Here is a 12,060-nt window from a genome sequence, read left to right as displayed (position 1 = left end):
CAAACTAAAACGGATACCATCTATCGCTAGGGTCGCAATACTAACACTTTTAGCGCTTTAGAAAAATGACACGCTAGCCATTGCTTACAATATTATCTGAGCAAGTGGTCAGTTACCAATGATTAGTGAGTTAAATGAGAAAAAAATCAACAGCTAAACGCCCAGTTAAAGCCGCTAACAATAAAACAGCCAATGGCTTTATTCGTATCATTAGTGGTCAATTCCGTGGCAGAAAACTTCCCGTAAAAGATGTGCAGGGCTTACGTCCGACCACAGATCGTATTAAAGAGACTGTATTTAACTGGCTAATGCAAGATACACGTGACGCAGCCGTACTCGATTGCTTTGCCGGCTCTGGAGGGCTTGGTTTTGAGGCACTTTCTCGTTTTGCAGCCAGCGCGGTATTTTTCGAACTCGACAAAAGCGCAACGGCGCAGTTGAATAGCAATATCGCTACTTTGCAACTTAAAAATGCCACAGTAAAGCATGGGGACAGCCTAACACTCTTAAATAATAATGCTGAGAACGATAAATTTGATTTGGTTTTTGTTGACCCACCATTCCGTCAGAATTTAGCCGAAAAAAGTTGTTTTTTGCTCGAATCAAATCACTGGTTAACTGAGCAAGCTCTTATCTATGTAGAGGTTGAAAGTGAGCTTAGTAATTTAGACACTCCTGATAACTGGCTGCTTTTAAAAGAAAAAACTGCAGGCCAAGTCATTTGTAGATTGTATCAACGCGAAACAAATTAGCACTGTTTTGCCGACTCAGATTCTGTTAATATTATCCTTTACATGTGGTGTTGCTTCGGATTACAATACCGCACCATTTTTGAACCACTTGATCGTTATTCGATCAACTTGAGCAACGCTCATTATTTAGGTAGGTGAATTTTTAATGCCAGTAATTAAAGTAAGAGAGAACGAACCGTTTGACGTAGCACTTCGTCGCTTCAAGCGTTCATGTGAAAAAGCAGGTATCCTTTCAGAAGTTCGTCGTCGCGAGCACTATGAAAAACCAACAGCTGAGCGTAAGCGTAAAAAAGCTGCTGCAGTAAAGCGTCACATGAAGAAGCTTTCTCGCGATAACGCACGTCGCGTTAAATTATACTAATCAGTATTTGGTCTTGTATAAATGAGCCTTTTATTAACGCTAAAAGATGCGCAAAAAGATGCGATGAAGGCAAAAGACAAAGAACGTCTTAAGCCAATCCGCATGGTACTTGCAGCAATCAAGCAACGTGAAATTGACGAGCAAATTACACTTGATGACGACGGTATCACCGCTGTCTTAGTAAAGCTTGTAAAACAACGTCGCGATTCTTACACCCAGTACATTGATGCGGGTCGTGAAGATTTAGCTGAAATTGAAGCCAATGAGATTAAAGCACTTGAAGAATTCTTGCCTCAACAATTGAGTGAAGAAGAAATCATTGCTCTTATTGACTCGGCTATTGCTGATACAAATGCAGCGGGTATGCAAGACATGGGTAAGGTAATGGGAGTTATCAAAAGCAAAGCTGAAGGTCGTGCCGATTTAGGTAAGATTTCTGGCTTAATCAAGCAACGATTAACTGCCTAACCCCCACATACAGATGTATGATTCAAGCAAACCGAGCCTAGTGCTCGGTTTCTTGCTTTTAGTCTTTCATAAACACCGTATTTGTGTTCAAATCTTATTTTAAAACGCATAGATAGCGCAGGAAAAAACAACAGCTATGGCCGGAAAAATCCCTAGACAATTTATTGATGATTTACTCGCTCGTACAGATATTGTGGAGCTAATTGATTCAAAAGTTGGCTTAAAAAAAGCGGGAAAAGACTACCAAGCATGTTGTCCTTTTCATAACGAGAAGACCCCTTCTTTTACTGTCTCCCAGGATAAACAGTTTTATCACTGCTTTGGTTGTGGCGCTAATGGTAATGCTATTTCGTTTGTTATGGAATACGACAAACTAGAATTTGTTGATGCCATTGAAGAGCTAGCGAGTATGCTCAACTTAGACGTGCCTCGTGAACAAGGTGGCAGCTCAGGTCCTCAACGCACTGCAGAACAAAAGCGCTCTGATTACGATTTAATGTTACACGCTGCTCGCTTTTATCAACATCAATTAAAGCATCATGCTAATTCTAAAATGGTCATCGACTATATCAAAGGGCGTGGTTTAAGCGGTGAAACAGCGAAAAAATTCATGATTGGTTATGCGCCTAGTGAATGGGAGGCGTTATGCCAGCAACTAGGCCGTAACAAAGAACAAAAAGAGCAGTTAGTAGAGCTGAAGCTTGCTTCTGAAAAGTCGCCTGGTCGCCAATTTGACTTTTTCCGTGATCGACTCATGTTTCCTATTCGCGATAAACGCGGTCGGGTTATCGCCTTTGGTGGCCGAGTCATGCAAGCCGATCAAGGGCCTAAATACCTCAACTCACCAGAAACACGTATCTTCCATAAAGGCTTTGAACTTTATGGTTTATACGAAGCAAAACAAGCACATAAAAAACTTGACCATATTTTGATTGTTGAAGGTTATATGGATGTGGTTGCTTTGGCTGAGCAAGGTATCGAATATGCCGTTGCAGCCCTTGGTACAGCAACAACCGCAGAACATATGCACACTTTATTTAGAACCACAGATAAAGTGATTTGTTGTTACGATGGTGACCGTGCTGGTCGTGATGCAGCATGGCGTGCACTTGAGAATGCACTACCTTATCTTGGCGATGGTAAATCATTAAAATTTGTATTTTTACCTGACGGTGAAGACCCAGATTCACTGGTACAAAAAGAAGGTAAAGATGCCTTTGAAGCAAGATTGAGCGATGCCGACGACTTTAGTAAAGTATTATTTAATAAGCTCAGCCAAGAAGTTGACCTAACTCAAGATGCAGGTAAAGCAAAGCTACTTAGTGATGCTTTACCATTAATTGAAAAAATCCCAAGTGATTTTTATCAAGAAAATATTTTGGAACATTTAGGCCGTTTAATTGGTCGAACAAGAGAACAATTAAACAACCGTGTTAAGACTCCAAAGCAACAGCATGCTATTGAGCGTAAATTTAAAATAACGCCAATGCGCCAAGCTATCGGAATTTTATTGCAGCATCCAAATCTCGCGACAAGCATTGCTTATATGCCAGAACTTGCTGAAATGAAAATTGCCGGTATTGAGTTATTTTTACGCATTCAGCACTTAGCGCTTGAACGACAAGGTATCACCACGGCACAAATTTTAGAATCGTTCCGAGGTAGCCAAGAGTACGATGCGTTGATTAAATTAGCGACTTGGCAGCACCAAATAAATGACGATCGTTTAGAGACAGTTTTTAAAAATACTTTTAAATTTATTGAAGACCAGTGTTTAAATTATCGACTAGAGACCCTATTAATAAAAGACAAGACCCAAGGCTTAAGCAGCGAAGAAAGGCTAGAATGTCTGTTACTAACACAAGCGTTAAAAGGTAGCAACAGCTAGTCAGAACTGAATAATTCTGTTATACTGTGCTATTCACTGCGTCTAGTTAGTTTTCGTGTCGCTTATTTAGTAAGCGAGCTGGCGCCTGTTGTATCAACTTTCAGAGTGGAAGAATAAATCTCTATGGATCCAACTCCTCAGTCACAATTAAAGCTTCTGATTCAAAAAGGTAAAGAGCAAGGTTATTTAACTTTTGCAGAAGTTAATGATCACCTTCCACAAGACATTATCGACTCAGATCAGGTAGAAGATATCATTAGCATGATTAATGACATGGGTATCAAGGTTAGCGAAAATGCGCCTGATGCTGATGAATTAATGATGCAAGAAACAACGACAGACGAAGACGCAGCAGAAGCCGCGGCCGCTGCACTTGCGACTGTAGAAAAAGAGATCGGTCGAACAACCGACCCTGTACGCATGTACATGCGTGAAATGGGTACTGTTGAACTCCTTACACGTGAAGGCGAAATTGTTATCGCTAAGCGTATTGAAGAAGGTATCAACCAAGTTCAGATTTCTGTTGCTGAATACCCAGAAGCAATTACTTATCTACTAGAGCAATGGGATAAGTTTGAAGCCGAAGAAATGCGTTTAAGCGACATTATCTCTGGTTTCTTTGATCCTAATAATGAAGACGAATCACAAATTTCTGCTACACACATCGGTTCAGAGCTAAACGAAGAGCAGCTTGACGACGAAGACGACGAAGCTGACGATGAAGACGACGATGACGATAGCGATGATGATAGCGATGGTGATACAGGTCCAGATCCTGAAGAAGCACGTATTCACTTCGAAAACTTACGTGAGCTTTACAACAAAGCACGTGATACGTTTGAAGCAAAAGGCCGTGCTCACCCAGATTCACAAGCAGCTATTGCAGAAATTGGCGAACTATTTAAAACCTTTAAGTTAGTTCCTAAACAGTTTGACCGCATGGTAAACAACATGCGTGAAATGATGGACCGCGTTCGTGTACAAGAACGTATCATCATGAAACAAGCTGTACAAATTGCGAAGTTACCGAAAAAGAACTTCATTAAGCATTTTGCTAACAACGAAACAGATACTAGCTGGATTGACCTTGAAATCGCTGCAAACGAGAAATACTCGGTTGCACTTGAAGAAGTTAAACCAGAAATCATCCGTTGCATTAGCAAGTTACGTGCAATTGAAGAAAGCACGGGTTTAAGTATCGAGCGAATTAAAGACATCAACCGTCGTATGAGTATTGGTGAAGCGAAAGCTCGCCGAGCGAAAAAAGAAATGGTTGAAGCGAACTTACGTCTTGTAATCTCGATTGCGAAAAAATACACCAACCGTGGTTTACAATTCTTAGACCTTATCCAAGAGGGTAACATTGGTCTAATGAAAGCGGTTGATAAGTTCGAATACCGCCGTGGTTATAAGTTCTCAACTTATGCAACATGGTGGATCCGTCAAGCAATTACACGTTCGATTGCTGACCAAGCACGTACCATCCGTATCCCTGTGCACATGATTGAGACGATCAACAAACTAAATCGTATCTCTCGTCAAATGCTGCAAGAGATGGGTCGTGAGCCGAGCCCAGAAGAATTAGCTGAGCGTATGTTAATGCCTGAAGATAAGATCCGTAAGGTACTTAAAATCGCGAAAGAGCCAATTTCGATGGAAACACCAATCGGTGATGATGAAGATTCGCACTTAGGTGACTTCATTGAAGATACCACAATCGATTCGCCTATTGATTCTGCAACAATGGAATCATTACGTGGCGCAACAAACGATGTACTAGCGGGCTTAACAGCACGTGAAGCTAAAGTACTACGTATGCGTTTTGGTATCGATATGAACACTGACCATACATTAGAAGAAGTAGGTAAACAGTTTGACGTAACACGTGAGCGTATTCGTCAAATCGAAGCGAAAGCGTTACGTAAATTACGTCACCCTTCTCGCTCAGACTTACTGAAAAGCTTCTTAGATGCTAAGTAACTTAGTATCGCATTATTAACTAAAAGGCCGCTGTTGCGGCCTTTTTTCTATTCGAGAGATATTCATGGCTTGGATCCAAATTCGCATCAATGCAAACGCTGACAACGCAGAATTAATCAGCGACTTATTAATGGACACTGGCAGCGCGTCAGTAACTTATGTTGACGCCAAAGATACCCCTATTTATGAACCTAAGCTTGGCACTGTTCAACTATGGGCCGATACGACTGTAATTGGTCTTTATGACGCTAACCATGACATGGACAGCGTGGTAGAAACTCTAAAAGCTGAAGCAACCCTTGCCGATAAGCTCGTTTATAAAATAGAACAGCTTGAAGATAAAGATTGGGAACGTGAATGGATGGATAATTTCCACCCAATCCAATTTGGTGAGCGCTTATGGATCTGTCCAAGCTGGCGTGATATTCCCGATCCTAATGCTGTTAATGTATTACTCGACCCAGGCCTTGCCTTTGGTACAGGCACCCACGCAACCACAGCGCTTTGCCTAAAATGGCTTGAAAGCCAAGATTTAACAGGTAAAACTGTGGTCGATTTTGGTTGTGGATCGGGTATTTTAGGAATAGCCGCGATCAAACTTGGCGCTGAGCGTATGATCGGCATCGATATTGATCCTCAAGCACTTGAAGCAAGCCGTGATAATGCACAGCGTAACGGTGTCGCAGATAAACTTGAAGTCTATTTACCAGAGGATCAACCAGAGTTTACTGCCGATATAGTCGTTGCAAATATTTTAGCTCAGCCTCTTCGCGAACTACATGAAGTGATCTTAGGTCTTTTAAAACCGAATGGTAAAATTGCTATGTCAGGTATTTTAGAAGAGCAAGCTCAGTCTGTAGCGGACGTTTATGCCCCGTTTTTAGCACTTGATGAGATTGCTATTGAAGGTGAATGGACCCGAGTTAGTGGCACGAAGAAGGCTTAACCCTCTCTAGAGCATTAACTCTAAGCTAATAGGTAAAGCCAGTATTTAACAGGCTTTACCTTATTTTTACAGTCTGCAGTTTCTCGCCTTTGTACAAGCAAAATTATTTTTGTTCAAATAACAAACAAATCAACCTACTCGTCAAACTGTTATCAAAAGTCAATACGAAAAGGGCAAAAAAAAGTCACTTTTGTTCAATTTATAGCCTTTGATTTTTGCAAAAAAAACCGTAAACTTAGCGCCCCTTGAAAAGAGGCCAATTGAATAACGTGCGTATCGGTTCATACCAACTTGAGAACAACGTAATTGTCGCGCCAATGGCAGGCATTACAGACAGACCATTTAGACAACTTTGCCGTCGCTTAGGTGCTGGCCTTGCTGTTTCTGAAATGCTCTCGTCAAACCCGAAAGTATGGAAAACCGAAAAATCGATGAACCGTATGGATCACAGCGGTGAGTCGGGAATTCGCTCGGTGCAAATCGCCGGAGCCGATCCTGAGCTTATGGCGCAGGCAGCACAATTCAATGTCAGCAATGGCGCACAGATCATAGATATCAATATGGGGTGCCCAGCTAAAAAAGTGAATAAGAAACTTGCAGGCTCTGCCTTATTACAGTTTCCTGAATTAGTGGAAGAGATACTTGATGCGGTAGTCAATGCCGTAGATGTTCCTGTCACATTAAAAATCCGTACCGGATGGGATCAGGAAAACCGTAATGGTGTCGAGATTGCGAGAATCGCTGAACGTTATGGCATAGCATCATTGGCTGTACATGGGCGTACACGCGCATGTATGTATAAAGGTGAAGCTGAGTACGCCACAATTAAGGATATTAAACGTTCAGTGTCTATCCCTGTGGTTGCCAATGGTGATATTACTTCACCAGAAAAAGCAAAGCAGGTTTTGGATTATACGGGTGCAGATGCCATTATGATTGGTCGAGCCGCCCAAGGTCGCCCTTGGATATTCAGGGAGATAGACCACTATTTGCGAACTGGAGAACATTTGCCAGCACCTGAAATTGCAGAGGTGCGTAGCATTTTGATGGAGCATCTAGACAATCTTCATCAGTTTTACGGGGAGCCAATGGGAGCGCGTATCGCTCGAAAGCATGTATCTTGGTATTTGCAAACCCATGACAGTGACGGTCAGTTTAGGCGAGTATTTAATGCGTTAGATAACCCACAGGCACAAGTCGACGCATTAGAAGAATACTTTAAAACACTAGCAGCTAACTAAGAAAGAAAGAGACATATAACGATGTTCGAACAAAACGTGACTTCTCCATTTATCACAAACCCTCATGTACAGTCACACGAGAAACCACAGCCGTTGCGTGATGCAGTGAAAAAAGCTGTTCATCACTACTTAAAGCAACTTAATGGTCAAGACGTTCAAGACGTGTACGACCTTGTTCTTTCTGAGCTAGAAGCACCATTACTTGAAGAAGTAATGACGTACACGCGTGGTAACCAAACTCGTGCAGCAATCTTACTAGGTATCAACCGTGGTACTTTACGTAAAAAGCTTAAAAAATACGGCATGAACTGATACCCGTCTTAATGGACTGATAGTAAGCCTGCATATTCATTGTGCTAATAAACGCTTACTCCCCCATTACAACTGGTATAAAAGTTTTGAATAAAAAGCACCTTAGGGTGCTTTTTTTATTGCTGTTAAAAACTATGCAAAATCCTCACGCTTTAAACATCGTTTTCTCAGCAATATTCAGTTAAAATACCGCCTTTCTAAGCTAGCTCAAACATTGAGGTAATCAAAACTACAATGGATACACATCGTCCAATTCGTCGCGCACTATTAAGTGTGTCAGATAAAACCGGTATCGTTGAATTTGCTCGCGCTCTTGAAGCTCAAGGCGTAGATATTTTATCAACTGGCGGTACTTGCAAATTACTTGCTGATAACGGCATTAAAGTCACTGAAGTATCTGACCATACTGGTCACCCTGAGATCATGGATGGTCGCGTAAAAACACTTCATCCAAAAATTCACGGCGGCATCCTAGCGCGTCGCGGTCAAGATGAAGACGTAATGGAGGATCACAACATCTCTGCTATCGATATCGTTGTAGTTAACTTATACCCCTTCGCAAACACTGTTGCGAAAGAAGACTGCAGCCTAGAAGATGCAATTGAAAACATTGATATTGGTGGTCCTACTATGGTTCGCGCTGCGGCGAAAAACCATAAAGATGTGACTATCGTTGTAAATGCAAAAGATTACGACCGTGTAATCAGCGAAATGCAAAACAACAACGGTTCTACAACGTATAAAACACGTTTTGATCTAGCTATTGCTGCTTACGAGCACACAGCTCAGTACGATGGCATGATTGCAAACTACTTCGGCAAAATGGTTCCTGACTACACAGAGGAAGCTGCTGAAGAGACTAAGTTCCCACGCACTATCAACATGCAGTTCACTAAGAAGCAAGATATGCGCTACGGTGAGAACTCACACCAAGACGCTGCTTTTTATGTTGAAAACGACTTAACTGAAGCATCTGTTGCGACTGCAGTTCAACTGCAAGGTAAAGCACTTTCTTACAACAACATTGCTGATACTGACGCAGCATTAGAGTGTGTAAAAGAATTCGACGTACCAGCGTGTGTTATCGTAAAACATGCGAACCCTTGTGGTGTGTCAATTGGTGACAACATTCTTGAAGCCTATGATCGTGCATTCAAAACTGACCCTACATCAGCATTTGGTGGCATCATCGCATTCAACAAAGAGCTTGATGCAGACACAGCTGAAGCAATTGTTGCTCGTCAATTCGTTGAAGTTATCATTGCACCTAAAGTATCTGAAGCAGCTGCACAGATCGTTTCTGCAAAACAAAACGTACGTTTATTAGAATGTGGTGAATGGTCTGGTAATGCAACAGGTCACGACATTAAACGTGTTAATGGCGGTATCTTGGTTCAAGACCGCGACTTAGGTATGGTAACGCAGAGCGATCTTAAAGTTGTATCTAAGCGTCAACCAACTGAGCAAGAATTAAAAGATTTATTATTCTGCTGGAAAGTCGCTAAATTCGTTAAGTCTAACGCGATTGTGTATGCACGTGACGGTATGACTATCGGTGTTGGTGCAGGCCAAATGAGCCGTGTTTACTCGGCGAAAATTGCAGGTATCAAAGCCGCTGACGAAAACCTTGAAGTGAAAGGTTCTGTTATGGCATCTGATGCATTCTTCCCATTCCGTGACGGCATTGATGCAGCAGCAGAGGCTGGCATCACAGCAGTTATTCAACCAGGTGGTTCAATGCGCGATGAGGAAGTTATCGCTGCAGCTGATGAAGCTGGTATGGCAATGGTATTTACAGGTATGCGCCATTTCCGTCACTAATAACACAAAGGGTTAAGCGAAAAGTTTAGCCCTTTTTGTTTGCCACAAATTCACGTATTCTGATTACTAATAATAATGACCCATATAATGAAGGAATAGATGATGAAATTTGCCGTAAAAACACTGCTAGTTGCAGGCCTTGCACTAACATCAGCACAGGCTTTAAGCCACAGCCATGAATCAGCGCTTACAAGTGCTGTACAATCAAGCGAACGTGATGCTAAAAATAGCGCACGCGATCAATACCGCCACCCAGTTGAAACACTTGATTTCTTTGGCTTTAAGCCAAATATGACAGTCGTTGAAATTGCACCAGGCGGTGGTTGGTACAGCGAAATCCTTGCGCCAGCTGTAAAAGGCCATGGGGTTTACTACGCGGCACATTTCCCAGCAGATTCTGAAGTAGGTTATTACCAACGTTCATTAGCTGGCTTTAAGAAAAAGATGAGCGAAGACGCGCGCTTCAGTGAAGTTAAACTGACTGAATTTGCGCCAGTAACACATCTTGATATTGCACCAGCGGGTAGCGCAGATCTTGTTTTAACCTTTAGAAATGTTCATAACTGGTACATGGGTAAAGATAAAGAAGGCGCGTTGAGTGCATTTAAAGCATTTTACAAAGCCCTTAAGCCGGGCGGCACATTAGGCGTAGTTGAACACCGCCTTCCTGAGTCGCGCAGCGATGAAGATCAGAAATCATCAGGTTATATGAAGCAAAGCTATGTAATTGATATTGCAAAACAAGCTGGCTTTGAACTAGTGGCAAGCAGTGACATTAATGCAAACCCTCTTGATACAGCAGATCACCCTAAAGGGGTGTGGACACTACCACCAAGCCTTCGTTTAGGCGAGCAAGATGCCGCGAAGTATAAAGCGATTGGTGAAAGTGATCGTATGACGCTGAAGTTTAAAAAACCGCTTTAAATAGGATTATACGCCATGAATGTACTTGTCATCGGCAGTGGCGGCCGCGAACACGCTCTTGCGTTTAAGGCTGCACAAAATAGTAAAGTAAACACCGTTTTCGTCGCTCCAGGTAATGCTGGTACTGCACTTGAGCCAAAACTTGAAAACGTAGCTATCAATGTTGAAGACCTAGCTGGTTTAGTTACTTTTGCAAAAGAAAACAACGTTGAATTAACCATTGTTGGCCCTGAAGTACCGCTGGTTTTAGGTGTCGTTGATACATTCCGTGAAAACGGTCTGGCTATCTTCGGCCCAACGGCTGGTGCAGCACAGTTAGAAGGCTCTAAGTCGTTCACCAAAGACTTCTTAGCACGCCACGATATTCCAACAGCTGATTACCAAACGTTTGAACAAATCGAACCTGCGCTTGCTTACCTGAAAGAAAAAGGTGCGCCAATTGTTGTTAAAGCTGACGGCTTAGCAGCAGGTAAAGGCGTTATCGTTGCGATGACTGAGCTTGAAGCTGAAGAAGCTATTCGCGATATGCTAGCAGGCAACAGCTTCGGTGAAGCGGGTAGCCGTGTAGTTATCGAAGAGTTCTTAGAAGGTGAAGAAGCCTCTTTCATCGTCATGGTTGATGGCAAAAACGTACTGCCATTTGCAACCAGCCAAGACCACAAGCGCGCTTACAATGGTGACCAAGGTCCGAATACTGGCGGCATGGGCGCATACTCACCGGCACCAGTAGTAACTGATGAAATTCACCAACGTATTATGAACGAAGTGATCAACCCAACGGTTGAAGGTATGGCAAAAGAAGGCCACCCATACACTGGTTTCTTATATGCAGGTTTAATGATCACCGCTGATGGCACGCCAAAAGTGATTGAATACAACTGTCGTTTTGGTGACCCAGAAACACAGCCTATGATGCTTCGTCTTAAGTCTGACCTTGTTGAGCTAATCGAAGCAGCTAACCGTGAAGAGCTAGATAAAACAGATATCGAGTTCGACCCGCGCGCAGCAGTAGGTGTTGTATTAGCAGCTAAAGGCTACCCTGATAGCTACCCGAAAGGTGACACTATCAACGGCTTGCAAGTTAATTACCCTGAAGGTGAGAAAGTATTCCACGCAGGTACTAAGCAAGACGGTGATAACGTAGTAACGGCTGGTGGTCGTGTGCTTTGTGCAACGGCACTTGGTAACACTGTAACTGAAGCGCAACAACGTGCCTATAAACTCGTTGATCAAATCAGCTGGGAAGGCATGGAATATCGAACTGATATCGCTTACCGCGCTATTGCTCGCGAACAAAAGTAAGTAAGTTAAAACTTATTTCTCTTAAAAGCGCAGTTTATCTGCGCTTTTTTAATGCTACACTATTA

11 protein-coding genes are annotated in these 12,060 nt (G+C 42.5%); all 11 read left to right on the top strand.

Features of this window, described 5'->3' with window-relative positions; translation table 11 throughout:
- Window positions 1-134: 134 nt before the first annotated feature.
- Window positions 135-752 (top strand): 16S rRNA (guanine(966)-N(2))-methyltransferase RsmD, encoded by a 618-nt coding sequence (gene rsmD, locus L1264_RS14745; RefSeq protein WP_199527374.1) that lies wholly within the window; start codon window positions 135-137, stop codon window positions 750-752.
- A 145-nt stretch (window positions 753-897) separates the two neighbouring features.
- Window positions 898-1,113: a 30S ribosomal protein S21 gene (gene rpsU / locus L1264_RS14740; protein WP_002957797.1), complete on the top strand. Its 216-nt coding sequence runs from the start codon at window positions 898-900 to the stop codon at window positions 1,111-1,113.
- A 21-nt stretch (window positions 1,114-1,134) separates the two neighbouring features.
- Window positions 1,135-1,581: a GatB/YqeY domain-containing protein gene (locus L1264_RS14735; RefSeq protein ID WP_062568695.1), complete on the top strand. Its 447-nt coding sequence runs from the start codon at window positions 1,135-1,137 to the stop codon at window positions 1,579-1,581.
- A 136-nt stretch (window positions 1,582-1,717) separates the two neighbouring features.
- Entirely contained in the window at window positions 1,718-3,469 is a 1,752-nt protein-coding gene (gene dnaG, locus L1264_RS14730) for a DNA primase (protein WP_135926102.1), read from the top strand.
- 123 nt (window positions 3,470-3,592) lie between these two features.
- Window positions 3,593-5,449, top strand: coding sequence for an RNA polymerase sigma factor RpoD (rpoD, locus tag L1264_RS14725; protein WP_135926103.1), 1,857 nt, complete (start codon window positions 3,593-3,595; stop codon window positions 5,447-5,449).
- A gap of 64 nt (window positions 5,450-5,513) precedes the next feature.
- A complete protein-coding gene (gene prmA, locus L1264_RS14720) occupies window positions 5,514-6,395 on the top strand; it encodes a 50S ribosomal protein L11 methyltransferase (protein ID WP_135926104.1) in 882 nt (293 codons plus the stop codon).
- Between the two features lie 269 nt (window positions 6,396-6,664).
- A complete protein-coding gene (gene dusB, locus L1264_RS14715) occupies window positions 6,665-7,636 on the top strand; it encodes a tRNA dihydrouridine synthase DusB (RefSeq protein WP_171040393.1) in 972 nt (323 codons plus the stop codon).
- Window positions 7,637-7,657: 21 nt separating this feature from the next.
- Window positions 7,658-7,948 carry a DNA-binding transcriptional regulator Fis gene (gene fis / locus L1264_RS14710; RefSeq protein ID WP_002957804.1) on the top strand — a complete coding sequence of 97 codons (291 nt, stop codon included), beginning with the start codon at window positions 7,658-7,660 and terminating at the stop codon, window positions 7,946-7,948.
- Between the two features lie 234 nt (window positions 7,949-8,182).
- Window positions 8,183-9,769, top strand: coding sequence for a bifunctional phosphoribosylaminoimidazolecarboxamide formyltransferase/IMP cyclohydrolase (gene purH / locus L1264_RS14705; protein ID WP_199527372.1), 1,587 nt, complete (start codon window positions 8,183-8,185; stop codon window positions 9,767-9,769).
- 102 nt (window positions 9,770-9,871) lie between these two features.
- The gene (locus L1264_RS14700; RefSeq protein ID WP_135926107.1) at window positions 9,872-10,693 is read left to right on the top strand and encodes a class I SAM-dependent methyltransferase; all 822 of its coding nucleotides are present in this window, start codon (window positions 9,872-9,874) and stop codon (window positions 10,691-10,693) included.
- A 15-nt stretch (window positions 10,694-10,708) separates the two neighbouring features.
- A complete protein-coding gene (purD, locus tag L1264_RS14695; RefSeq protein ID WP_235404170.1) occupies window positions 10,709-11,995 on the top strand; it encodes a phosphoribosylamine--glycine ligase in 1,287 nt (428 codons plus the stop codon).
- Window positions 11,996-12,060: the final 65 nt, after the last annotated feature.

It is taken from the genome of Pseudoalteromonas sp. APAL1 (genome assembly GCF_021532475.1).
GTDB classification, from domain to species: domain Bacteria; phylum Pseudomonadota; class Gammaproteobacteria; order Enterobacterales; family Alteromonadaceae; genus Pseudoalteromonas; species Pseudoalteromonas lipolytica_C.
This window is presented reverse-complemented; position numbering and strand designations above follow the sequence as displayed.

Excerpts from the sequence above, each read along its gene's own strand:
- L1264_RS14700 (WP_135926107.1), top strand. The coding sequence starts at position 9,872 with ATGAAATTTGCCGTAAAAACACTGCTAGTTGCAGGCCTTGCACTAACA.
- rpsU (WP_002957797.1), top strand. The coding sequence starts at position 898 with ATGCCAGTAATTAAAGTAAGAGAGAACGAACCGTTTGACGTAGCACTT.
- prmA (WP_135926104.1), top strand. The coding sequence starts at position 5,514 with ATGGCTTGGATCCAAATTCGCATCAATGCAAACGCTGACAACGCAGAA.
- purD (WP_235404170.1), top strand. The coding sequence starts at position 10,709 with ATGAATGTACTTGTCATCGGCAGTGGCGGCCGCGAACACGCTCTTGCG.
- rsmD (WP_199527374.1), top strand. The coding sequence starts at position 135 with ATGAGAAAAAAATCAACAGCTAAACGCCCAGTTAAAGCCGCTAACAAT.
- dnaG (WP_135926102.1), top strand. The coding sequence starts at position 1,718 with ATGGCCGGAAAAATCCCTAGACAATTTATTGATGATTTACTCGCTCGT.
- rpoD (WP_135926103.1), top strand. The coding sequence starts at position 3,593 with ATGGATCCAACTCCTCAGTCACAATTAAAGCTTCTGATTCAAAAAGGT.
- fis (WP_002957804.1), top strand. The coding sequence starts at position 7,658 with ATGTTCGAACAAAACGTGACTTCTCCATTTATCACAAACCCTCATGTA.
- purH (WP_199527372.1), top strand. The coding sequence starts at position 8,183 with ATGGATACACATCGTCCAATTCGTCGCGCACTATTAAGTGTGTCAGAT.
- L1264_RS14735 (WP_062568695.1), top strand. The coding sequence starts at position 1,135 with ATGAGCCTTTTATTAACGCTAAAAGATGCGCAAAAAGATGCGATGAAG.